The organism is Chamaesiphon sp. GL140_3_metabinner_50, assembly GCF_025361915.1.
Taxonomy (GTDB): domain Bacteria; phylum Cyanobacteriota; class Cyanobacteriia; order Cyanobacteriales; family Chamaesiphonaceae; genus Chamaesiphon.
Map to the genome: position 1 here is coordinate 1 of NZ_JANYJC010000099.1, position 23712 is coordinate 23712.

Here is a 23712-nt window from a genome sequence, read left to right on the forward strand (position 1 = left end):
CGATCGCTATATTTTTCATCGCGATACCTTTTAAGTTAAAATTATGACAAACGGGTTGAGACAGATCCCCGACTTCTCAAAGAAGTCGGGGATCTAACAGAGCTTTCCGCTGACTCTTAACCCATCCCAAACATATCGACACCAATTGCTAATTGGTTAGGAATAATCGGACGATTGAGCCAGTGAGTTTCCGACTGTAAAATAGTCGTCAAAAAGTCGGCTCGGACGTACTTATATCGAGCAATAGTCAACTCAGGTGTCTCCACCTTGATATACAAACCTTCCATCAACGCACTTTGGTTAGTTTGTTGAATTGCCAGATCTGCATTCAAATTTTGCTCTATACAAAGCTCCCGCAACCGAGCGATATGCTCGGAACTAATGAAGTGGGAGTGCTGTAATAAACCGACTAATTGCTTGTGAGATGTTAACTTCCCCTCTAGCAATACGGGTACCGAAGCTACCGCCAATCCTGTCAATTTCTCTCGCCGCGCCCCCGTGCTGAGAAATTGTCCGCTCGATCGATCCAATAAATCGTATTCTAAGAAATAGTGCGGTAATTTGTCGTAAAATACCGTGTGCTTGGCATACAGCCATTCACCATACAAGATATATCGATCGCCCAAAACAGTCCACAATGCGGCATAATGACTGTGTGCCCATTGTTTGAATAAATTAAAATGGCGTTCGCGAGGGCCACCAGTTAAATAGTGTCCGCGACTTTGCAATAATAATTGTCCGTTAACATCGAAACTAATTGCGGCATTAGCACCATCGACTTTTTCTTCTATTACTACATACTCATTCGAGATCGCGCTAAATGGTATGCTTTCTAAATCTTCATCCCCAGGCTGTTCGCGCGAACCTTCAATATGCGGCGTTCGCGGATATTTCTGCATCAGCATTTGGTAGTTCCCCTCTCAAGGCAACAATATAAATCGTACTTCGGCTACGCTCAGTACGAGTAATTCGTAAGTTGTAATTAATATTACAAGTCAGGATTTGGAACTTGCCTAAAAATCTGCCATAAAAGACAATGGCTGCGGCTGAAAATCGCCGTTAGGAAATATTAATTACTGGCTAAATGTGGAGAGGCGGAGGACTACATGACAAACTCGCTGACAAACTTAGTAGTTATACTCAATCTAATCTATGTATTATCAGATGTCAAGAGCCAGATCGATGGACATATTAAAAGATGGTTCTAAAAATACAGGGTAGGGGTAATTCATGAATTACCCCTACCCTGTATTTTTAGCGATCGAAGGTTTCGTAGCTATCGCTGAATCTAGACAGCCGCGATCGCCCGCACGATATCACTTTGAGTAATCATGCCGATCGGACAATTTTCAGCATTCACGATCGGTAAATGATGGATTCTTTTCTCATGCATGATTCTGGCAGCATTTGGGAGTGTGGTATCAGGGTGAATTGAGATGGGATGACCTGTCATTACTTCACCCACTGTTTGCCCCAGAGCCTTATGCAAATCGCGATCGTAGGTGGCTGGATTTTGGAAGTAAATTACACCACCTAAAAACATCATATATGGTGGCTGTTCGACTCCTGTTTCGCGCCACATTAAATCTGATTCAGAAAGGATGCCGACTAATTTGCTATCGTCATCGACTACTGCCAAACCAGTCAACTTGCGATCGACTAATAGTTTAATTGCATCTGATAGTTGAGTACTAGGAGTAACAGTCAAGACATCACTATTCATCCAATCGGCGGCAGTTTGCGTCATAATTTACCTCATCAGTATCGATGCGTAATTAGTTCGATAATTAGGTTGAAGCGATTACCTAACGGTAGGCTGCGCCAACGATCGATCCTTATCGGTACGATCGAATTTTATCGATATCTTTATTATACCAATCGGAGAATAACTGTGGGGAAGTATTATCATATCTTCACTTCGATCGGATCGAAAAAGGGGACGATCGTTGGCGCAGCCTACCGTTAGGTAATCGTCCCCTGCTATTAACCTAAAATAGCCATTACGCCGCAACAAACTTTCGAGATGCCGTTCATACAGTAGCGCAGTCCGGTGGGTTTTGGCCCATCTTCAAATACATGTCCTAAATGTCCGCCGCAGCGATGGCAATGGACTTCGGTACGGGTAGAGAAGAATGATTTATCGACGGAAGTTTCGATCGCACCAGGAATCGGATCGTTGAAACTCGGCCAACCCGTGCCACTATTAAACTTGGTATCGGAGACAAATAGCGGCAACTCGCAGCCAGCACAGACAAATTGACCCTTGCCGTACTCTTTATCCAAAATACTGGTACCAGCACGCTCTGTACCGTGTTTCCGCAATACATTAAACTGTTCTGGAGTTAAGATTTCCTTCCACTCTGCATCAGTCTTCGTAACTTCAAATTCGCCTTGTGTCTTCGTCATTGGGGGTGATTGTGTGGATAAAAAATAAAGCCCGCTGGCAGTACCGATCGGTACTAGTGCCGCCGATAATAGAGTTCGTCTTTGCATTTTGCCAGGATCGTCGAGATCTTTAAATAAATACCTCGTAGCGACCTATGTTGAGAAATTTATACTTACTTATATTTTAACAATTATCGAAAAGATTAGGGGCGTAGCGGTGCGTGACATAGCCAGAGATCGGCTCGTTGGCGTAGCCTCTGGAGAAAGAGAATCGAATTTTGCTCTCATCCAAAATTTTTCGCTACAATCGTTTTATCGAATTGCTACACTCGAATATTCATCATGAGAATTTTAGTAGTCGAAGACGATCTCCGCATTGCGAAGCCTTTAGCCGAAGATCTGCGGCACCAGCAGCACATTGTCGATCTTGCCGAGGATGGCGTGCGGGGCTGGGAATACGCCCGATCGCAAGTATACGATTTGATGTTACTAGATGTAATGCTGCCTCGGCTAGATGGGATCGAACTCTGCCGCCGCTTGCGCCAGGATGGTTGTACCGCCCAGATTTTAATGCTCACAGCACGAGATACGATCGCCGATAAAGTGGTGGGGTTGGATGCTGGAGCCGATGACTATTTAGTCAAGCCTTTCGATTTAGACGAACTTGCCGCCAGGATTAGAGCTTTGTCCCGTCGCAGTCCAGAAATTCGCTCGTCGATACTCACCTACGGCGATCTCCACGTCAATCCAGCCACATGTCAGGTTTTCTATGGCAATACCCCCTTCTCCCTGACTCCCAAAGAATACGTTATTTTAGATTATTTTCTCCGCCATCCCCAAGAGGTAATTACCAAATCGGTATTAATCGACAAACTCTGGGAATTCGATCGCTTGTCTGGGGAAGAGACAGTTAAAACTCATCTGACAAATTTACGCCGCAAATTAAAAGACTTGGGTTATAAAATCAACCCAATTGAAACTATTTATGGAATGGGCTATCGATTGCGAGTTCTGACATGAAACTACTTATCTTCGATCGAGTCAGGCTGAGATTATCTCTTAATTATCTAGCGGTCATCAGTTTGATGCTATTGGTATTTGCTGTGGGAGTCCGCATTCTGTTCGATCGCATTTTACATCAAAAAATTATCGATCGATTGTCAGTAGTAGCCGAGAATGCGATCGATAATGTCGAACTAGATGAAGATCGACTGATGTTCGACCGAGAGTTGACCGATCGGCATCGGATGAATTTAAGTATTCCGGTACTCAGCCCAGAAGATAATTTAGAACTATTCGATTTCAAGGGCAATCAATTGAGTAAGCTAGGTAAGCTCGATGCCGATTTACCATTATCCTTCCAAAATTTTCAACAAGTTCGATCTGGCGATCCTCGCTTTCAGTACGTCACATTACCACTAGTCGAAAACAAGACTAATCGAACAGTCGGTTACCTCCGAGCGAGTCACTCTCTAGCGGCGATCGATGCCAGTTTACACAAGCTAGATTTGGGTTTAATTGGGGGGATTGGTTTAACTTTACTATTCAGTAGTGGCGGCGCAATTTGGCTAACAACACAAGCAATGAAACCCGCAGAAGATAGTTTTCAACAGTTGCAACAATTTACCGCCGATGCGTCTCACGAACTACGCAGTCCATTGATGGCGATCGTCAGCAATACGCGCGTTGCGCTGAAATATCCAGCAGGAATTCGGGCTGGGGATATTGATAAGTTTCAATCGATCGAAAGTGCGGCGATGCAGATGCGCCGATTGACCGAAGATTTGCTCTGGCTGGCTCGTAATAATGGTAATGCAGATCGATCGCCGACAGAAATTGTCGATCTTGGTAAAATTTTAGCAGATGCGATCGATAGCCATCAAGCTATTGCCGATCTCAAGCAAATTAAAATTAAATGTAATGTTGTAGAGAATTTGCTAGTACTCGGAGATGAATTGCAATTACAAAGAGTTCTTACCAATCTCATCGAAAATGCAATTTTTTATAACCGCATTGGCGGCTCGATCGAGATCGAAATACAGCGATCTCGTCGCTCGATTTTAGTCCGGATTGAAGATACTGGAATCGGCATCGCTACGGAACATTTGCCTAAAATTTTCGACAGGTTTTGGCGAGCGGATACATCTCGAATTCAATGGGAAGGCGGTTCTGGTTTGGGACTGGCGATCGTCAAAGACATTATTACTCGCCATCATGGTCGGATTGAAGTTACCAGCCATAAAAATTTGGGTAGTTGCTTTACGATCCAACTACCCATTTCCGATCTAAATAATGTTTAGACTACTCGCTAAAACCTAGCGTTTTTTCATCGAACTAACTTTTTTCGGTTTCATTTTTGAGGATTTCTTCTTGGCTAGGGATACTAATGTTGAGTGTCCTGCTTCAACTGTGGTTTTGTTGCCGTTAGCAGTTGCCGCACTAGCATAACCAGCGGGGATAGCTGCCATACCGATCGTACCGATTAACATCGAAGCAATAGCTAATTTGATTGACTTTTGCATGGTGTAGAAACTCCATCGATTTAACTTACTGAAATTCAGTATAGAACCCAAAAGTCAAGAACTTGGAAAGATTCGATCCGATTGGTAAATTTAGCTGGGGATGTATCCCGCAACCGTTGGCGTACTTCTCCTTACGGAGACGCTACGCTACGACTTCATATCGCCAAAGGCGAGGCTACGCCAACAACACTAGGAGCCTCTCCTACGGAGAATCGACGGCTTTGTGCTATGTTTGATTTTAGCTTGCTGACAACCCCCTATCCCTACCATGCAATTCCCCGATTTAAACAAATTAAACCTCGCTCAACAAGTCGCTCAAATGGTGGTAGTCAGAGCATCCAGCCATTTATTCGACCATCAGATCCAGTATCCCGAATTTGGCGAACGCGATCGAGCTACACTCAAACACTGGATCGCCGATCTCGGTGTGGGTGGGGTAATTTTTTGGGGTGGGAATGCTAGCGAATTGACACTGCGAATTCAACAATTACAAGCCTGGGCGACTTATCCCTTGCTAATCGCCGCCGATATCGAAGAAGGGGTCGGACAAAGGTTTACAGGTGGTACCTGGTTTCCGCCGCCAATGGCTCTCAATGCGATCGCCCAGACAGATTTACCAAAAGCGATCGAGTACTCCCGAAAAATGGGTGCGATTACGGCCCAGGAGGCTCTAGCAGTGGGCATAAATTGGCTTTTGGCTCCGGTAGTCGATGTTAATAATAACCCCGCCAATCCGGTGATTAATATTCGGGCTTTTGGGGAAACTCCCGAAATTGTCAGTCAGTTAGTCACTGCCTACATTCGCGGAGCGGCAGCATATCCCGTTTTAACCTGCGCCAAACACTTTCCCGGTCACGGGGATACAGGCGTAGATTCGCACTGGGAGTTGCCCGTAATACCCCACGATCGGGCACGATTAGACTCGATCGAGTTCCCCCCATTCAAAGCGGCAATTCAGGCGGGTGTCGATAGTGTCATGAGTGCCCATTTAATGATTCCCGCGCTCGATTCCGAACTGCCAGCAACGCTTTCGCCCAGAATTATGACTGAGGAATTACGACATAATCTAGGCTTTGAAGGGTTGATTAGCACTGACGCGCTGGTAATGGGGGCGATTGCCGATCGCTATGGGGCGGATGATGCGCCTGTAATGGCGGTGGCGGCTGGTTCGGACATTATTTTGATGCCTGTAGATCCCGAAATTGCAATTCAATCTGTGTGTCATGCGGTAGAGTCGGGGCTGATTAGTGCCGAACGAATTAAAGAGAGCGTCGGGCGGATTTGGAGATCCAAACAGAAGTTGTTCCAAAATTGGGATGGTGTCACCCTCACTCAATCGCCTGTCAATAGTCAACCCGCCGCTTTTACCACCCTCGCCCAACCGCAAACGATGGCTGTTGCCAAGCATATATTACAAGATTCGATCGTCACTCAGGGCAATCTACCCCTCAAGCCCAGCTCTGGCAAAAATATCGTCGTGCTGGAAGAGATTTTAGATACTACCTTCCTCAGTCGTAGTACTCCAGCCGTGACTGTTCCCACCAAACTCGGCTATCAACTTCAGCTTATTAACCGTCATAGCCCCACGATTACAATCGCGCCTGAAGATTCAGCTATCTTGCAACTTTTCATTCGGACAAGTCCATTTTCGGGCGGGTTGGGAATTACATCTGTGGCGAAACAATTATTTCAACAGTTAGTAGCTAACGGACAATTACAGGGATTAGTTATTTATGGCAGTCCTTATTTAATGGCAGATTTCGCGCCACTTTTACCACCAGAAATTCCGTGCGTATTCTGTTACGGACAAATGGCAGCAGCACAATCGATCGCGTTAGGACAGCTATTTGGAATGTAAAATTAGATTGACTGGCAGGGTGCTGACTGCCAGGCACAAGTGATTAAACAGCAGAGCTAGAGCCAAATTTAGACAACAGGTAGGAGTTCGTGAGAAGCTGAAGTTAGAACAAAAACGACTTCCATGAAATCCCCTACACCCATCAATCATCAAATACTATCTTTCTTGCATCAATACTCTTCTAACGCGCAATCTCAGGCATGTAAAAACATTGACGATTAGATTATTGTGTTAAAATCGGAATTTAACGATCGACAGAAAATATGAATATTTCACAAATCGAAAATATTAAATACATCACAAACGATCGCGGAGATAAAATTGAAGCAGTTATCCCGATCGATCTGTGGTATGAATTGTTAGGCAAAATTCCACCTACTGAATTATCAGAACGAGATGAAAGTGGGGTAGATCCTATCGACGAAAATGAGCCAAAATCTCAAATTTTGGCAGATTTACGGGAATCTATTCGGGCGGTTAAAACTGGAGATGTCTATCCGGTGTCCCAACTCTGGAACGATTTGGATAGCTAGAATATGACTAAAGTTTTGATGACGTTACCATTTAAACGTCGATTTAAGGATCTTTCTAAACGTTATCGCAAAATTCTAGCAGATATTCAGCCGATCTTTGAAGCTTTAGAATCTGGCGAAGTAATTGGAGATCGCATTGCTGGAATGGATTTTGTTGTGTTTGAGGTTAGAGCTAGAAATAGCGATATTCTCACGGGTAAGAGTGGCGGTTATCGATTAATCTATCAGCTCGTTTCGCCTGAGAGTGTTTATCTGTTGTTAATTTATGCTAAATCCGATCGAGAGGATATTACGGTAGCTGAAATTGAAGATGCGATCGACCAATCTTAATCAACTAATATTTCCAAATTGACATATTTTTAGATAGTAAGTCTGGTGTATTTCAGCTATAAGATCCTCAGATCCGCTCTGCCAAGCGATTGAAGCGTCTATACCTAGTTGCTAAATTCGATCGGATATTCATCCTCGGTACTGCCAACTTTTCCCCCACGGTGGTGTTCCGAGTCTTTTCCAAAAAGCGATCGCGAGTCGTTGGTTGAGTTCGTCTAATACTGCATTATTATCGATATCTCGATCGACATGATTATAAATGCCATCGGTGCCGACTTCGAGTGCGTACCAGCGATCGTGAATATCTTTAACTAAATCTACCGCGCCAAAACTATAGTATAAACCCGTTGCCATTAGAGCTGCTGTGGCAACTTCGATCGCGGCTGGAGGTGGAGTTTCTTCATAATTGTATCTAGCACCGTTAGCATGAGATACCCACGGAGTTGAGATATTTGGATCGGCGAATTTTCTGGCATTAAATCCAAATAAATTACCATCTACGCAATAAAATCGATACACTGCTGGCTCAACCGATTCGATGAATTCTTGAATCAGAAATGGTTGCGGCCAATGTTCGGGAATTTCGCTAGTATGTTCGATTAATCGGTGATTCATACCGCCGCATCCGGTGGGGTATTTGAGAATCCAGCGATTGCTATTATGGGTGGTTAAAATCGATTCTACATCTTTAATTGATGTTAAAATAAATGTCTTGGGTCTGTTAACGCCAAAAGCTTTGAATTTTTGTTCGATCTCTCTTTTGTCTGCGGCAATTTCGATCGATTTCAAGGGGATAAAGCTGCCGATCTGACTGGTTACTAATTCTGACTCGGTACCAAGAATATAGTTAAGATCGCCAGGAGTTTCGCTAATATCTACCCATAACGATCGCGAGAGCATTTGAGCTAAATCTTCAAATACCCATTTACCATCTGACTGATTTAAAATTTTAGGAATCACAATTATTAGTTTTAATCTTAATTGGTAAATCTACTTTTAATAAGTATATTTAATAAAGACAGTAACCAAATTAATCCACCCAATCCGGTAATACCCAATAAATATAAAGACCACGTTGGATAGGCAGAACTCAGCAAGATTGTGGCGATCGCACTGAAACTCGTCAAGCATAAATAGCTGAGATTGCGAATGACTAAATGCAACCGTTTAATCGATCGATCGGTTATTTGCGATCGCATTAATGCTTCAATTTCTTGCTGTTCTAATTGTTGTTCTAAATGATGAATTTGGAGCTTGTTGGCATTAGGCTTAGTTAATTTATCTTTGAGATAACTAACGGCTTGCTTGCTTAATTTACCGACAATATTACCGCGCTCGGTCACTGCAAAGCTGCGGACGAATGGTTGGGCTGCAACGACTAAATTGTATTCAGGATCTAATGTGCGGGCAATGCCATCGAGGGTAGATAAAGCTTTGAGAATAAAGCTCATCTCTGGGGACATTTGAAAGGGTTGCTGAATGAAGAGAGTAGTTATTTCACTTTTAATCTGCTCGAATTCCCTAACATCTACAGGTCGATCGGTAAAGCGTTCTAGCATGAACTCAATTACGCGTTTAATCGGGCGCATATCTCCAACTTCTTCGACTAATCCTAGTTCGATTAAGTTATTAGTAACAGCTTCACTATCTTTCTTCATTACCGCCCAAAATGTCTCGATCGTCCGTTCGGTAGAAATATGTTTTAACTCTACCATCATCCCGAAATCGTAGACGACTAATTTGCCATCTGCCATAATTGCCATATTACCGGGATGCGGATCGGCTTGAAAAAATCCATCTACTAATAGTTGTTTGAGATAGCAACAAATTCCGAGCTGATTGATTTGCTTAGGATCGAATCCACAAGCTGATAGGGTTGCCAGATCGTCAATTTTAATGCCAGGTAAATAACTCATTGTTAATACCTTATCGGTGGTATATTCCCAATAAATCTCTGGCGCGATAACTTGTTGACTATCTTTAAAGTTCGATCGAAAGCGATCGGCATTTTGACCTTCGTTGGTATAGTTAATCTCCTGAAACAGCAGGGTAAAAAATTCTTGATGGATGGCGCGGAGTTCGGCAGATCGTTTTTTAGGTAATAATAAATCGATCCACCAGAACAACTTATTAATTACCTTAAAATCGAGTTCGAGTAATTGCTGTAAACCCGGACGCTGGATCTTAATTACCACATCTATACCATTCCGCAATTTAGCTCGATGTACCTGCCCCAAACTAGCTGCTGCAATGGGAATCGGATCGAATTGGGCAAATAATGTGTCGATCGAAGTGCCTAATTCTGTCTCGATAATTACAATCGCTTCTTCGACACTAAAAGCTGGCACTCGATCTTGTAATTGACTCAGTGCTTCGGTATAAATCGGTGAAAAAAAGTCAACTCTAGTCGATAAAGATTGACCGATCTTAATAAAAGTCGGCCCTAATCCGATCGCGGTATCGACTAATTTTTGAGCGCGCCGACTGTGATATCGCTGATTTTTAGTAGGTAAAACCACATCGCGCAGCAGATTTAACCCTAAGCCAATTGCTGCGGTAAAAATATCGAACTGTCTGGCTTGAGGTGAATACGGTAATTTTTGCCAGCGAAATTGCCGGATGGGTGAGATCGGCTCGGCGGCTACCAATCTGGGCAAAACTGGCGAGACTTGCTGTCCGATCCGCATAGGGGTTTCCTCAATCTAATGACGTTCGAGTACTGTCGGAATGGCGACAGTGAAACTAGTTTTGGCGATGGCTGGTTCTACCGCAGTACTTTCTACTACAATCGTACCTTGAATGTGGTCTACCATCGATTTAACTAGTGCCAAGCCCAAACCAGTACCCGCGATCGCCTGTTGGGTAACGCCTTCACCCCGCCGGAATCGCTCGAATAAATTCGGCAGATCTGCGCTAGCAATTGGCTTACTCAAATTGGCAATCTTAAAGATCGCACGTTCTGGTTCGATCGTCAACCAGACTTCTACCATCGTTTTGGGGATGGCAAATTTACCAGCGTTGATCAGTAATTCTTCAATAATATGTTTGAGACTATCTGCGTCGGTTTCGATTTGGGATGATGTCGATGGTAAGTGCAGCGATAACTCAATTTCCTTACTCTGTTGCCACCGCTCGGCAACAATCGTCGCTTGCTCGGAAACAAGTCTATCGATGCCAATTTGCTGAGGACGAAATTCTAATTGGTGCGATTCCAACTGTTGGAGTTTGAGGATATCGTTAACTAGTTTAATTTCGCGCTGACACTGCTCTTCGAGGATATCGAGATATTGTTCGCGACGGGCGGGATCGACATCTGCCTGACGTAACATTTTAATCGCTAACGACATACTCGTCAGCGGCGTGCGTAATTCATGACCGATCGTACTGATAAACTCATCTTTAAAATCGTTGGCTTGGCGCAATTTCTCCATCCGCTTGCGCCCGACATCGTGTAGCTTTGCCTGAAGTTGCAGGCTGGTTTGCACTTGAGATGTCCGGTTGGCGATCGCATTTCGCGCTTGTTTGAGGGCGCGGCGTTGAATTCTAGCTAGGGCGATTTGTAAAATCTGCGCCTGGAGTAATTTTAATTCGACGGGATGCCACTGGCGAGAACGATCGTGTTGGAGTACCAACCAGCCCCACACCGCATCAGCGGGTTGGCGATCTGGCGTAACGGTGCCCATCAGCGGAATCATCGCAATACTCGGTAGGCGATCGTCTTGAAAAATTAGTCGATCGATCGATGTACTATCGAGATCGTGCCCATCAAAGATCGTGGGATTGGGAGCATTTGCCAGCGCAGCTTTGCACAATTGCGAATTTTCGAGTAAAAAAGACGGCGGTAATGAGTGTCGCTCGCCTGGGCGCACATCAATTTCGGTGACGATTTGCACTTGAATCTGTTTTACCGCAGGTGTCAAGCCACCTGTGTGGCGATCTGTTTGGATGCTTGTCGCCACCGAAGATCGATCCACTGCTGCTGTTTGCCCGCTCGTTGGTTCCGAATTTACCGGGCGATCCCATTCGGAAACTTCAAAGGGTAAATCGGGTTCTGGTAGTACTGGAGCCGCTATTTCGATCGGCTGTGCGGGCTGCTTGTTACCAGCTTTAAGCGTCAGTACCAATCCTCGTTTGAGTTCTAATGCCAGTACCATATCCGATACAGCCACCTCAAACAACCGATCCATCGGCTGTTTTTCGACGATCGCTTGAGTTAGCCGCTGGTGTAATAATGGATAAACGCTGGCGATTTTGGCTTGCGACTGAAGATCTACTTCAATCAGCGCAACGCCTACATAATCAGCCACTATCTGTAAAATTAACTTGGTTTCTCGATACCATTCCACGCCTTTAGTCGCCAGAATTACGCAGCCAGTCACCTGAGCCTGGTTGCGAGTTTCCACGATCGTCACATGATAATCGGGCAGCAAGGGCATCCGCCACTGAATTGGTGTCGGTGCGACGGGAATTTCGCACGTTGGGAGTCGCTCGGAAATCGAGCTAGTCCGATGGCTAATACAGGCACTAGCAGCAACTCTGACAGTATCTGGAGAATTATACTGTAGAATCCAGCAGCCATCTGCTGCAAAGTTGTTAGCAATCGATTGAGCTAAAAGAGCTAGCACTTCTGTTCGATCTTCGCCAGCAGCTAGGGGCTGGACGATCTGAAGAATGCGTTGTCCGAAATAATCAATTTCGCGAGAGTCCTGCATGAGTAATCGATTCTCTAATGAGAGGCTGCGCTAACGAGTGAGTGAGGGGCGGATGAAGATATTAACCTAAGGTGCGAGTCTATGGGTTTTTAGTGGTATTGGTGTTAGGTTTTAGCTATTAGGTTTTGCGGATCGGATCGCGCGGAGGTTCCCTCTGGCCAGAGTGTTTCACCAAGCAAGGTTTTAGCCCATCGCTAATACCCAATCCCCAATCCCTAATCCCCAAATCTTTAACCTTGGTTATGACTAGCAACTTGCGATACTAGACCCACCCATTTATTGTGCCACACCCTTCGATCGTAGCTAATGGTCTAAGTAAGGATCTATCTATCTATACTAAGTATGCCCAATAACCGACGTATTATTGGTTATTTTTTCTCAGTATTCTGTATTTTTTTTTACAATAGTTGGTAAATCGGCTTGTCTGAGGGTTTTGACCCATTTGAGGCGTTTGGGAAAAATTGCCATCCGGGCGATCGCAAATGGCATGACAACCAGCCAATGGAGGATAAATAACGATCCGATCGCCGTTTGAACGAGGAGCGTCGCGGGAGTCACCATCGTCCCCGCCTGTTGATAACTGCGCCGCAAACCTACCCAAGCCGCCCACAACGGCAGAGCCACGCCTAATGTCGCCGTCATCGGCAGCAATAGCGGTGGATGTTTGAGCCAAACTGCCAGCAGAAAATCAGGGATTCCGGCAGGTGGGAGTAAATATTGAATCGATAAAAATGAAATCAGATCGAGGGTTTTTTTCGTCCCCATCCGATTGCTGACGATCGGTTCCCAATAGTCGAGATACCGCTGAAATCCGCCTTCTGCCCAGCGATTGCGTTGATTCCACAAGGCGGTAACTGTCGTCACACCTTCTTCCCCGACTGGCGGATAAGACATGACTTCAATATCCCACCCAGTCAGATGCAACCGCAGCGTCAGATCCAAATCGTCGGTAATTGTCTGTTCGTTCCAACCATCGCAACTAGCTAACGCCGTACGGCGGACAAATTGACCGTTACCGCGTAGTTCGCCTACGCCACCGCTGTTTGTACGTTGTTGTTGGAGATAAGCGTCTAGAGCCATTTCTGCCCGCTGTCCGCGCGTGAGAAAATTAGTCTCGCTGTTGGTAATGGCTTTCCTAAGTTGAATTGCGCCGACAGATTCGGTTTGGAAGTGAGCGACAACGCGATCGAGAAAATCGGGCGTAACTTGTGCGTCAGCATCAAATACACCGATCAGATCGCCCTGCATGAGTGCCAGAACTTGATTGAGCGCGCCAGATTTACCGCCAGTCTGGTGCGCGGTGCGATGCAATACTTGGAGTTGCGGATATTTGCGGGCGAGATCGTCTAGAATTTCTGGTGTCCGATCGGTACTATTATCGTCGATCGCCCAGACTTCATATCGATCGGCTGGATATTTCAGATTACACAAGCTTTCAACCAAGTTGGTAATTACCGCCGCTTCGTTTTTAGCCGCAATCGCCAGCGAAATAAATGGATAAGTCTGGGGTGGAATAAATACGGGCGGTGGAGCAATTTTAGTAGCTACCAGTCGCAATGCTCTGACGCAAAATACACTCGATATCGCCCAGGCGACGAGGTAGCCCCAACTAATTAAATGTAGAGCCGCTACGCCCATCCACAATCCCCCCAGGATCGTCGCGGCTTTGAGTCGTCGATAACCCATCCCCACCGACCAGTCGATCGTTGGAATGGTGAGATCTTCAACGGTTAACGGTAAGCTGCGATCGGTCATGTTCTGGTGAAGATAGGAAGTAAATAGTGGATGACGAGAATTTAGGATCGACTAAACCTGCGATCGCTCAATTTTCATTTGTTTATTTACACATCTTAACCTGAGTGGGGATGAGTACCAACAGTATTTTGGTAGTTCAAATATTGGGGACGATGGGGGATGGGGGATGGGAGATGGGAGATGGGAGTTCGGAGTTCGGGGGACGGGGGGATCGATTTTATTCTGCTGCGGCTGAATCGGGGTCTAGTTCCCAGCGATCGCGATCGCGGCGTTCGATGGTTTCTTCAATTGCTAGTGGCGATCCTTCCTCGATCTCGATGCCTACAGCCTGTGCTAGTTCTTCGGTGTCGTTTTGACTGGGAACTGCGGTACTACCACCGACAGCCTCATCGCCATTAACCTCCGATCGATAAGCATCTTCATCGATATCTTTATCTATTAATTCATTCAGTTCTGGATCTTTCATCTCTTTTTATCGCAGTTAAAAATCGACAGCCCGATCGGCTTATCTATAGCTTATCCAATCGGCTAGCAATAGTTATCTGCCGATCGGCATAATCTCAGTTGCTAGAATCCGTAGCGGATTGACAAGGTAAAGGTATTATCGCGGTAGATATTTGATGTTGAGCCGAGGGTGCGCCGAAAATCGATTTCGGCAGCATTCCAGCCTAGATACAGCACGGAATCAGCACTGGGATCGAGAGCGTAGCTGAGATTGGCACCATAGGGATTGGTGGAGATATTCCGATCGGCAACAGTATAAAACGCGCCGACATTTAAGCGATCGTTCACTTTCCAGCCGACATTAAATAGGGTTTTACTATCGGTCGATTCGGGTAAGATATTCCCGATAAACTGCGTACCGCCGATCGACACATCGCCGATATTGACATTTAGCCCCGCATTGACAAAACTTTGTGTCGATCGCACGGGGAGTGACTGGATCGTCATCGAGCCATCGACGATATAATTAGCATTGACCCCGATCGTCATATTGTTGCGGGGGTTAGATCCTAGGGCGATCGCTTGAGTTGTATTGACGAATAATTGGGTGGCATATTCCGGATCGGGATTGAGATAGCCGATGCCGCCGAAATTGTAGCTAAAACCGCGTGGATTGACGACAGCGTAATCGGTGCCGATATAAGCTTTGATATTTTGCTGTGCTTGCGTCCCAGAGCTGAGACTGGCGATCGCGCCTGTATAGTACCGCCATAAGCTATTTTCCGTCAAACTCGTCCCCGTAAAACTCACATGGGGATAATAATCGGTGCGTTGGCGCAGTGTCTCGACATCGACGCGATCGACATCTCGATTGTAAACGGTGACATAGCCTTGACTGTAAACATTTTGCAAGCTGCCGGAATTAAACCCAAAATTATTCAGATTTACCGCAACAGGCAGGCTACCACCCTCACCACCGCCACTTTGGACGATCTGGGGCGCGCGGCGCGTGACATAGTTATAATCGCGAACGACTTGCCGCTCGACGACGGGAGACAACCCGATCCAAATCGCTTGATGACTGGCTGCTGGCGGAATTTTGGGATCGGCACCCCGACTGATGGCATAACCCGTCCCCGTTTGAAAGACAGTCTGACTGTTTTCGGGAATTCTAATCGCGTTAGCCGCACGGTAGAGATTGGGATTGACGACGATCCGCGTTCCTGGCTCACCAGCAGCGATACTGGGTTTAGCTTCTGGTAATACCTGACCGAGAGCGACCACACCGAGATTGACCGACAGATTGCGATCGTCTTTAATAAAGGCAGCCGATCGAATCGTCCGTCCCAAGACCGATTCCACGCCATTAGTAGCTAAATTCTGATTCATCCGCGTGTAATTGACCGCCACGCCAGCCGTAATATCTTCCCGACGGCTGCCTGTAGAGACGGGATTAGCAGACCACGGAGTTGTAACTAGTCCGATCGCGGGGACGGTAAGATCGATACCATAGTTCTCACCATTGGCACCACCTTGAAATCCTGGCTCTCTAATTGCGGCTACCGATGCGGGGGAAATTACATCGCCAAATTGCGAAGTCACAGTTACTCCCGTCGGCTGGAGTTGGCGATTGAGATTGGATTCATCGATTTTCAGTCCGGGGAGAAACGTACAAGTTCGTCCCGAACCATCCAGACAATCGCCGTCGAGACTGATTTGTTGGCGCACGCCGAGTAATGTCTGGGGCTTGGATACAGCAACAGTCAGATCGCGCTGACGCTCGATACTCCGCACGCCGACAGATTCGACTTGGCTATCGACGCGCAACACCACATCTTTGGTGACGCTTTGAATATTTTCGGCTTTAATGACTTTATAGACATTAAAATTGAGGTCGCTCGTCCGAAAATTCCCCGATTCATAGCCAGTTTTAACGATCGTCGGTGTAAAGTGCGAGATTTTATCCCCATTAAGGATAAATTGCGTCGAGAACGGATCGACTGTAGTCGGATCGAGTGCGCGAGGTGGGAGGATAAATCGCGGATCTGGTTGCGTCGGCGCATTTGGCGATCGTACGGCTGGCGTATTATTCGGTGCGACGATTAACTCTGGCGTAAGCAGCAAGTTCAGTGGGTTGGTGATATCGATCCGAGGTATGGCTGGGATGGAAATCGGTGTGGAGAGGGTAAAAATCGGGATGAGATTGGTTACAGGGACTACCTGTGCCTGTGCCTGAAGTTCGCTCGGTGGCAGTTTTGGCTGGAGCTTAGTTGCTTTCCCGGCAACATTGGCTTTCTCTGTTTGGAGATCGGATTTATTGAAAATTCGATCGAGTGAAATACTGTTACTGTCGAATAAATCGCTAGTTGGCTCGGCAGTTGGAGCCGCAGCCAGAACGTTACTCGCGAGTACTACAGCCCAAACGAACAGCGCGATCGGGTAAGATCCTAATTTGGTAGCAGCTTGAAGATAAATTAATAATCGTGCAGTCATACTTAAAAAAGTCGTCGCGATCGCCAAGTTGAGTTCGGACAAAAAATATCCACCACTTTGAACGTTCGTTCGGCGATACCTGTGGCGAACTAAACTAGCGATGGATAAATTAGCTGTAAATCGTGAATGTCGTCGCACCGACTCAAGATGAGGTCGAGAGTCGGCGCGATTGAATTACTATTTGACAACTGCGGGGAGGAACTGTAAACCAGCAGAAGAACCAGTGTACTGATAGTTAGTACCTACCGCGCTGAAAGAAGCTGAACCGGACTGTTTGTTAGTAGCACTTTGTGAAGCACTAGCGTTTAAGCTAGCAACTAATTTCACATTAGCGTCGCTGCTAGAACTAGATTTAGCAGCTTCGATCGCTTCTGTAGTCAAGTTAGTGACTTTTTTGCCTTTGGTGGTGAGGCTGAGTCTTTCAGCTTCAAATAAGGAAGCCGATTGTGAATTTTTTTGACCAGCAGCAAAGTCGATCGCTGCTTGTGCTTTGAATTCACTGTAGGCAGTAGACTCTGAACTAGCCTTAACTTTAGTTAGATTGTTGAAAGTTTCGTAGGAGAGAGTTACAGGTGCGCTATAGCCGTTAGCAGTAGCACTAGTACCTTGCTTGTTGCTGTTCGCTTCAGCAATCGCGCTGGTTTCGCCAGTAGCTACAGCAGCAGAGAGTTCTTGAATGCCGCTACCGCCACCAGTAGCAGTGCTACCAGGGGTGATGGTGAAGCCACCATTACCACCGCTTTTTTGGAATTTGATCGATACCGCAGCAGCCGTAGAACCAGTACTTGGGTTAGCATTAGCTACCATTGGGAAAAAACCAGCAGTAGTAGCAACGAGAGCGAGAGCGATTTTAGTAGTGAAATTCATACGTTTTGACTTTCTATTTTGAGTTGAGTAGTGTATACTTTTGACAGTGTTTTTTTTGATAACTCGTTAACAAGCTCCACTCAAAAGTGATGGTTGCTGAGTCTAGTGCTCCCAATCGACGATTTCACTTTTCGATCGTCGAACTGTTAGCGGGTTGTTTTGTATTTGCTTATCCATGCTCGAAAGTTAATTCGCTCGTCCGGCAAGTTTGTCAGATATAACACCCAACTATCGCTCGAAACGCTTGTGGAAAGCTGCTTTCAAAACCGTTCATACTTTTATATTACGGTCACTTCTGCTACTTAGCAAGTAATGTATCGGATTTTACGTTATCTAGCCGATCGTTACTGAGAGGGCTAAATGGCTGGAGTAACTGCCATAGCAAGGTTATTAGGATGTATTGCCAACAAGCGCGATCGCTCCTCACAATCCCAAACATGCGATATTAGCGCAATTGATATTAACTCAATCTTTACACCCAGTTCCTTTGTCAGGATTTTCAGACACAGTGGTTCGGGTCGGAGGAGTGCGTTATGGCAATCGATCGCGAACGGTTAAGACATCCAAAAATTCTTGAAACCCAGAACCCCGACTTCTCAAAGAAGTCGGGGTTCTGTCGTAGCCACATGGCAAAAGCCTAAAGCCTGACTTTTGCAGGAAGTCTAATGAGTCATTAGTAGTTTACTGACTTAATATCCACTTGAGGATACCGAGAATTTTTTGGACGGGTGTAACCAGATAGTTAGTAGGATCGATCGTGACATCGTTGTCTGCCAATTTGAGAAATTGCCATAGAGTACCACTAGTTACACAACCATAAATAACTGGAATACTGCTATTTTTAAGCTGATTGTACCTTTGAGCTGCTACCATTTCAGCGACACATTGACCCAATCCACTTTCAATCTCACCTCGTTTAGCCTCAACCAGCATTAATACCGGAGCATCGATCGTAAATCGATCTTCAGACTTGCTAAATAGAAAATCACAGAAACCATTCAAACCCTTCTCCTGGTCTACATTAAACTCCTCACCAGAAAACAATTGCACTTGTCTATCGACTAATCTTCTTGCCTGAACCAAAATCGGGCTAACCAATAACTCAGATTTAGCCTTCTCAGATTTTGCAACCTCAGCTAGAGAAAATGACTCATCAAAAATAGCTAAAAATTCTGATTGAGGCTCACAAATAGGAAAAAGCTCACAAAACCGATTACTTATCAACTTTAGATCGAACGTGTCTTTCACTGACTCCAAAGTAAAATTATTGTATGCCATCTATATAACCTCAACTTAATTTAAGTGTATATGTTGGCTGGAAATAGGTCTGAGTATTAACTTTAGTTAAATCTTCGCGAGCATTATCGTTGGCGTTGGCGTTGGCGAAGCCTCTCGAAGAGAAGCCTCTCGAAGAGAAGCCTCTCTGAAAGAGAATCGTAATTCTAGCGCGACGATCCTACTGCGATCGAATCGGGAACGAGTTTAGAACTAGGCGGCGGTGGTGGTGCGGATTGGGTACCAGCTTTGAGGCTGTAACTAAAAGCTAATAGCCACAGCCACATTCGGGGCGATTTGGCTTCGAGCCAGGGTTGAATTTGGACGGTTAGAGCGGGAATCCAACTGCTAAATAAGAAATTGACGATCGCATTTAAGCCAAAGATAATATAACTTCCCAACCACCGGAAGATATCTTTAGATCCGGCAATTTGCCAGATCCACCAGAGTAGAGCCGGATTTTGTCCCGCAGCTTTGAGAGCCAATCGATTAAAAGTCAGCCAATCGGTGCGATCTTTGATAAAGGTATCGGCGACTATTGGCGGTTCGTTGGCGAGTAAGCCGAAGAAAGTATTGAGTGTGGAATTAATGCGTGCGGGTGGTAATTGCATCCCCGTCGGTACCATCATCCCTTTAGAAAATAACCAGGTTACCGCTACATTACTCTGATAAGCCCGAATCCGATCGAGCGAATCTGCATCGAGGAGATCGTGTTGGAGTGCGGTATCGAGCAGGTGGGTGAGGCGGGGGAGATTGCGAACTAAAGAGCCAAATCCGGTGAAAATTAGCGGCGATTGGAGGGAAGCTGCATCACCGATCGCAATCACTCGATCGAATGCTACCACTCGATCGCGACTAGTGACGGTAAATTGTCCGGGGATATAACCGAATGTCGGCTTCCGCCACACTAATTTATCCATGTCGCACCGCCGATATTCTGGCAAAATCGTGAAGAAGTCTTCGTACATTTCAAGTAACGAGCCAGGATTTTCGGGGTTTACCTGATGGTAGTGGAATAAATAAACCGTAATTTCTTCACCCGCACCGGGGAATAATTCCCAAATTAATTGTCGTCCCCGCGAGATATCGCCGTGACTATATAGTACATCTCCATATTTAGCATCCCATACCTCTGGCTCGAAGCCACTGGCGATCGCCGCTCCAACTGTCGGACAGACACTATCGAAAGCATGAACGCCATTCAATTGCCAAGCAATGGGGGATGCCGTACCCATCGCATCTACCACCAATCGCCCCCGTGCGATTCTGGTTTCTCCAGTCGGCAAATGCTGGCTGGTCACGACCGTTTCTAGCCCCGATACATCCACCCGGCTAAATTCAGTCTCATCCCAAATTTCCCCACCTGCTTGGCGCAATTTGTCGCCACAGACGCGCAATAATGCCTCGGCATCCAGACAAATATTTAATACCGTGGGTGTAGAAAGTACTTTTGCCTGACAATTAGCTGGGTTATAAGCATCAAAAAACTTACTAAACCCATCTACATATTCCCGCGCGATGACACTTTCAAACTCGGCTGGGGTAAATAAATTCAGATCGATCAGTCGTTGGAATTCATCGCGAGAAATATTCCACTCCCGATTCATTCGCCCGAAGGGTAAGCGTTCTAGCAACAATACCCGATAACCCAATCGCGCCATGACTGCGGCGTGAACGACACCTAAAGCACCACCGATATAAATCAGATCGTATTTTGGTGCTGCCGATGGGGCGGGATCTGGCGATCGAAACACGACTTGTTTGGGCTGTTGCGGATTGGTGACACCTTCCCGCCAGCGTTTTTCCCACCAGTACACCCGCTGAAGATCTGCCTCCCCGTTGGGCATCTTTTGAAAATATTTAACCGTCGTCGGATAGTAAGGTGCTAATGCCTCAAAAATCGACTGCTGGCTGAGATCGATTGCTGGTGGGGCGGGATGCGTTACTGGAAATGCTTGGCGAATTTTTGCGGTTAAATCTTTAACGATCGCACTCTCCCCCTCTAACTCTCGATCCGCCCACCGAAAGACTTTAAGATAAGTAGTCCGTTGCAGAGACCACACGAAAATCGATAATTCGGCGACGGGTTCGGCTCCAGTTGTCGCAACTTGTGGAAATTGCAATCTCAACCCTTCAGAGGTCATAACGGATACACCCCATGCTGGCTGCCAGTCTTGCTGCAACCACGATCGCACGCGACAGGTTTCAGGGGTAGGTATTTCGATATATAGCAGTTCCATCAGGAGATTAGGGAGTGGGTGACTCGGCTTTACCACCGTAGAGTGATTAGGGGTTTTCCGATCTGTTTAAATCGATCGATCTTGCCCATAACCAGCTATTGTATTGTACTTAATAAGTTCGATCGTTGAGCATAAATCCCATGCATTTAATCTTGTACAGCAAAATCGGCTGCCACTTGTGTGAAGGCTTGCAAGAGAAATTAGCACAAATTACCGATCTAGATATTCAGCTCGAAATTCGCGAAATTACCACCAATCCCGACTGGTTCGATCGCTATCAGTACGAGATCCCAGTATTATGTTTAGAAGTTGATGGCACCGAGCGACTCATCCCCCGCTTCTCCCCCCGCGCTAGCATCTCTCAAGTGCAACAGATTTTACGAGGTATTAGGTTTTAGGTTTTAGGCTTTAGGCTTTCAGTGTGCCTACGGCAGGCTACGCCAACGGCTGTCGCTCACTGAGCGGCTTTAGGCTTTAAAGTAATATATCTCCTTACTCCTTACTCCTTACTTCTTACTTCTTACTCCTTACTCTCCCTTATGAAACTCCGCGAACTCTTGGCTCAGAGTCAGATCGACTATTCCAGCAGCCATCCCAATTTAGACTTAGAAGTTACTGGCTTAAAAACCAACTCCCATGCTTGTACCGCTGGCGACTTATTTATCGGGATGCCCGGAACGCGCGTCGATGGGGGAGAATTTTGGCAAGGTGCGCTCGCCGCAGGTGCAATTGGAGCAGTCATTTCACCCGCCGCCGCTACCGTACATCCTCCAAATCCGTCCGATTGTGTCACGATTTCCGCTGATATGGTAGCGGCTTGTGCGGTTCTAGCAGGTACCTTTTACGATCGACCCGCACATACGCTTAAAATGGTTGGTGTCACTGGTACCAATGGTAAAACCACTACCACCCACATTATCGAATATTTACTCGATCGAGCTACTGTTTCCACCGCCTTACTCGGTACCCTTTACACCCGTTGGCAAGGTTATCAAAAAACAGCGACTCACACTACCCCCTTTGCCGTCGATCTCCAGCAGCAACTAGCTCAGGCTCTAGCGGCGGGGAGTCAAGTGGCCCTTATGGAAGTGAGTTCTCACGCATTGGATCAAGGTAGAGTCATGGGTTGTCCGTTCGAGGTAGGTGTATTTACCAATCTCACCCAAGATCACCTCGATTATCATGAAAATATGGAAAATTATTTTCAGGCAAAGGCACTATTATTTAGTCCTGAGTATCTTACCGGACGCGCGATCGTCAATTTAGATGATGAGTATGGTAAAAGACTAATTAGTCAGATCCCATCCGCACGAGTCTGGAGCTATAGTACCACCGATCCAACCGCCGATTTGTGGACGAGCGAATTAGCATACCAACAAACCGGAGTTACCGGAAAACTCCATACCCCCCAAGGCGAAATTAGCTTCAGTTCCCCTCTAGTTGGCGACTACAACCTCGAAAACCTCTTAGCTGCGGTGGGGACTTGTTTGCACCTGGGCATGGCTCTGGACGCGATCGTCGCCGCAGTAGCCGACTTCCCTGGCGTACCGGGACGGATGGAACGAGTGCAAATCTCGCCCCAACAAGATATCACCACGATCGTCGATTACGCCCATACCCCCGATAGTTTGGAAAGTCTACTAAGTGCCGCACGTCCATTCATTCATGGTAAAGTAATTTGTGTATTTGGCTGTGGTGGCGATCGCGATCGCACCAAACGCCCCCAAATGGGTAAAATTGCCGCCGATCTAGCCGACTTAGTAGTGGTAACATCCGACAATCCCCGCACCGAAGATCCCGCCCAAATTCTCAAAGATGTCGTCGCTGGAATTAGCCGCACAACTGGCATTGAAGTGATTGCCGATCGCGCCCAAGCCATTGCCCACGCCATTGCGATCGCTAAAACTGGCGATGGTGTCTTAATTGCAGGCAAAGGACACGAAGATTATCAAATCCTCGGTACCGAAAAAATCCATTTCGACGATCGCGAACAAGCTCGAATTGCGCTAAGTCAGAAGTTTGGGAGCTAGGAGATGGGAGATGGGAGATGGGAGATGGGAGATGGGAGTAAGAAGTAAGAAGTAATAGGGACGCTTGCGTCTTTGATATCTTTTTCATGTTCCGCTCTCCCACACTCTCCACACCTCCCACACTTCCCACACCCCCCACACCTCCCCTCTCCCATCTCCCATCTCCCAACTCCCATCTCCTAGCTCCCAAACTTCTGACTTAGCGCAATCCGAGCTTGTTCGCGATCGTCGAAATGGATTTTTTCGGTACCGAGGATTTGATAATCTT

The 23712-nt window shown here is 46.2% G+C and carries 21 protein-coding genes; 8 read left to right on the top strand and 13 right to left on the bottom strand.

The genetic code is table 11. The features are described 5' to 3' along the window. Positions 1-116: 116 nt before the first annotated feature. Together Q0R35_RS05255 and Q0R35_RS05260 are read right to left on the bottom strand one after the other, a co-directional pair. Entirely contained in the window at positions 117-905 is a 789-nt protein-coding gene (locus tag Q0R35_RS05255) for an RNA ligase family protein (protein ID WP_295615040.1), read from the bottom strand. A gap of 383 nt (positions 906-1288) precedes the next feature. After that, a complete protein-coding gene (locus tag Q0R35_RS05260) occupies positions 1289-1747 on the bottom strand; it encodes a CBS domain-containing protein (RefSeq protein ID WP_295615041.1) in 459 nt (152 codons plus the stop codon). 45 nt (positions 1748-1792) lie between these two features. On the opposite strand from Q0R35_RS05260, the gene Q0R35_RS05265 reads away from it, so the two are divergent. After that, on the top strand, positions 1793-1966 hold the full coding sequence (locus Q0R35_RS05265; protein ID WP_295615042.1) for a hypothetical protein: 174 nt from the start codon (positions 1793-1795) through the stop codon (positions 1964-1966). Between the two features lie 17 nt (positions 1967-1983). Here Q0R35_RS05265 and msrB read toward each other — a convergent pair whose 3' ends face one another. After that, positions 1984-2406, bottom strand: coding sequence for a peptide-methionine (R)-S-oxide reductase MsrB (msrB, locus tag Q0R35_RS05270; RefSeq protein WP_366944829.1), 423 nt, complete (start codon positions 2404-2406; stop codon positions 1984-1986). Between the two features lie 321 nt (positions 2407-2727). Between msrB and Q0R35_RS05275 the strand changes: the two genes are divergently transcribed. Further along, entirely contained in the window at positions 2728-3405 is a 678-nt protein-coding gene (locus tag Q0R35_RS05275) for a response regulator transcription factor (RefSeq protein ID WP_295615044.1), read from the top strand. Further along, positions 3402-4685: a HAMP domain-containing sensor histidine kinase gene (locus Q0R35_RS05280; RefSeq protein ID WP_295615045.1), complete on the top strand. Its 1284-nt coding sequence runs from the start codon at positions 3402-3404 to the stop codon at positions 4683-4685. Before Q0R35_RS05275 ends, Q0R35_RS05280 begins: the two co-directional genes overlap by 4 nt. Before the next feature lie 15 nt (positions 4686-4700). On the opposite strand, the gene Q0R35_RS05285 is transcribed toward Q0R35_RS05280, so the two are convergent. Beyond that, entirely contained in the window at positions 4701-4907 is a 207-nt protein-coding gene (locus Q0R35_RS05285; RefSeq protein WP_295615046.1) for a hypothetical protein, read from the bottom strand. Positions 4908-5175: 268 nt separating this feature from the next. On the opposite strand from Q0R35_RS05285, the gene Q0R35_RS05290 reads away from it, so the two are divergent. From Q0R35_RS05290 to Q0R35_RS05300, 3 genes are all read left to right on the top strand, one after another. Then, entirely contained in the window at positions 5176-6765 is a 1590-nt protein-coding gene (locus Q0R35_RS05290) for a glycoside hydrolase family 3 N-terminal domain-containing protein (protein ID WP_295615047.1), read from the top strand. Between the two features lie 263 nt (positions 6766-7028). Beyond that, positions 7029-7298, top strand: coding sequence for a hypothetical protein (locus tag Q0R35_RS05295; protein ID WP_295615048.1), 270 nt, complete (start codon positions 7029-7031; stop codon positions 7296-7298). Positions 7299-7301: 3 nt separating this feature from the next. Then, entirely contained in the window at positions 7302-7628 is a 327-nt protein-coding gene (locus Q0R35_RS05300) for a type II toxin-antitoxin system RelE/ParE family toxin (protein WP_295615049.1), read from the top strand. A gap of 129 nt (positions 7629-7757) precedes the next feature. Here the strand turns inward: Q0R35_RS05300 and Q0R35_RS05305 are convergent, their stop codons facing one another. The 9 genes from Q0R35_RS05305 to Q0R35_RS05345 form a co-directional block, all read right to left on the bottom strand. After that, positions 7758-8588: a RimK family alpha-L-glutamate ligase gene (locus Q0R35_RS05305; protein WP_295615050.1), complete on the bottom strand. Its 831-nt coding sequence runs from the start codon at positions 8586-8588 to the stop codon at positions 7758-7760. 17 nt (positions 8589-8605) lie between these two features. Continuing rightward, positions 8606-10315 carry an AarF/ABC1/UbiB kinase family protein gene (locus tag Q0R35_RS05310; protein ID WP_295615051.1) on the bottom strand — a complete coding sequence of 570 codons (1710 nt, stop codon included), beginning with the start codon at positions 10313-10315 and terminating at the stop codon, positions 8606-8608. A gap of 15 nt (positions 10316-10330) precedes the next feature. Beyond that, the gene (locus Q0R35_RS05315) at positions 10331-12340 is read right to left on the bottom strand and encodes a HAMP domain-containing sensor histidine kinase (RefSeq protein ID WP_295615052.1); all 2010 of its coding nucleotides are present in this window, start codon (positions 12338-12340) and stop codon (positions 10331-10333) included. A gap of 378 nt (positions 12341-12718) precedes the next feature. Next, complete coding sequence (locus Q0R35_RS05320; protein ID WP_295615053.1) at positions 12719-14095, bottom strand: glycosyltransferase family 2 protein; 1377 nt, start codon at positions 14093-14095, stop codon at positions 12719-12721. A 217-nt stretch (positions 14096-14312) separates the two neighbouring features. After that, the gene (locus tag Q0R35_RS05325) at positions 14313-14561 is read right to left on the bottom strand and encodes a DUF6335 family protein (RefSeq protein WP_295615054.1); all 249 of its coding nucleotides are present in this window, start codon (positions 14559-14561) and stop codon (positions 14313-14315) included. Between the two features lie 101 nt (positions 14562-14662). Then, a complete protein-coding gene (locus Q0R35_RS05330) occupies positions 14663-17074 on the bottom strand; it encodes a hypothetical protein (protein ID WP_295615055.1) in 2412 nt (803 codons plus the stop codon). 135 nt (positions 17075-17209) lie between these two features. Next, on the bottom strand, positions 17210-17899 hold the full coding sequence (locus Q0R35_RS05335; protein WP_295615056.1) for a hypothetical protein: 690 nt from the start codon (positions 17897-17899) through the stop codon (positions 17210-17212). 681 nt (positions 17900-18580) lie between these two features. Next, on the bottom strand, positions 18581-18949 hold the full coding sequence (locus tag Q0R35_RS05340; RefSeq protein ID WP_295615057.1) for a hypothetical protein: 369 nt from the start codon (positions 18947-18949) through the stop codon (positions 18581-18583). Between the two features lie 392 nt (positions 18950-19341). After that, positions 19342-21417 carry a flavin-dependent dehydrogenase gene (locus Q0R35_RS05345; RefSeq protein ID WP_295615060.1) on the bottom strand — a complete coding sequence of 692 codons (2076 nt, stop codon included), beginning with the start codon at positions 21415-21417 and terminating at the stop codon, positions 19342-19344. A gap of 137 nt (positions 21418-21554) precedes the next feature. On the opposite strand from Q0R35_RS05345, the gene Q0R35_RS05350 reads away from it, so the two are divergent. Further along, complete coding sequence (locus Q0R35_RS05350) at positions 21555-21812, top strand: glutaredoxin family protein (RefSeq protein ID WP_295615058.1); 258 nt, start codon at positions 21555-21557, stop codon at positions 21810-21812. 141 nt (positions 21813-21953) lie between these two features. Continuing rightward, positions 21954-23444: a UDP-N-acetylmuramoyl-L-alanyl-D-glutamate--2,6-diaminopimelate ligase gene (locus Q0R35_RS05355; protein WP_295615059.1), complete on the top strand. Its 1491-nt coding sequence runs from the start codon at positions 21954-21956 to the stop codon at positions 23442-23444. Positions 23445-23712 lie beyond the last annotated feature (268 nt).

Bases quoted from the DNA above. Each gene is read 5' to 3' on its own strand.
- Q0R35_RS05295 (WP_295615048.1), top strand. From the start codon at position 7,029: ATGAATATTTCACAAATCGAAAATATTAAATACATCACAAACGATCGC.
- Q0R35_RS05290 (WP_295615047.1), top strand. From the start codon at position 5,176: ATGCAATTCCCCGATTTAAACAAATTAAACCTCGCTCAACAAGTCGCT.
- Q0R35_RS05275 (WP_295615044.1), top strand. From the start codon at position 2,728: ATGAGAATTTTAGTAGTCGAAGACGATCTCCGCATTGCGAAGCCTTTA.
- Q0R35_RS05300 (WP_295615049.1), top strand. From the start codon at position 7,302: ATGACTAAAGTTTTGATGACGTTACCATTTAAACGTCGATTTAAGGAT.
- Q0R35_RS05320 (WP_295615053.1), bottom strand. From the start codon at position 14,095: ATGACCGATCGCAGCTTACCGTTAACCGTTGAAGATCTCACCATTCCA.
- Q0R35_RS05335 (WP_295615056.1), bottom strand. From the start codon at position 17,899: ATGAATTTCACTACTAAAATCGCTCTCGCTCTCGTTGCTACTACTGCT.
- Q0R35_RS05325 (WP_295615054.1), bottom strand. From the start codon at position 14,561: ATGAAAGATCCAGAACTGAATGAATTAATAGATAAAGATATCGATGAA.
- Q0R35_RS05310 (WP_295615051.1), bottom strand. From the start codon at position 10,315: ATGCGGATCGGACAGCAAGTCTCGCCAGTTTTGCCCAGATTGGTAGCC.
- Q0R35_RS05280 (WP_295615045.1), top strand. From the start codon at position 3,402: ATGAAACTACTTATCTTCGATCGAGTCAGGCTGAGATTATCTCTTAAT.
- msrB (WP_366944829.1), bottom strand. From the start codon at position 2,406: ATGACGAAGACACAAGGCGAATTTGAAGTTACGAAGACTGATGCAGAG.
- Q0R35_RS05350 (WP_295615058.1), top strand. From the start codon at position 21,555: ATGCATTTAATCTTGTACAGCAAAATCGGCTGCCACTTGTGTGAAGGC.
- Q0R35_RS05355 (WP_295615059.1), top strand. From the start codon at position 21,954: ATGAAACTCCGCGAACTCTTGGCTCAGAGTCAGATCGACTATTCCAGC.
- Q0R35_RS05255 (WP_295615040.1), bottom strand. From the start codon at position 905: ATGCTGATGCAGAAATATCCGCGAACGCCGCATATTGAAGGTTCGCGC.
- Q0R35_RS05285 (WP_295615046.1), bottom strand. From the start codon at position 4,907: ATGCAAAAGTCAATCAAATTAGCTATTGCTTCGATGTTAATCGGTACG.
- Q0R35_RS05315 (WP_295615052.1), bottom strand. From the start codon at position 12,340: ATGCAGGACTCTCGCGAAATTGATTATTTCGGACAACGCATTCTTCAG.
- Q0R35_RS05260 (WP_295615041.1), bottom strand. From the start codon at position 1,747: ATGACGCAAACTGCCGCCGATTGGATGAATAGTGATGTCTTGACTGTT.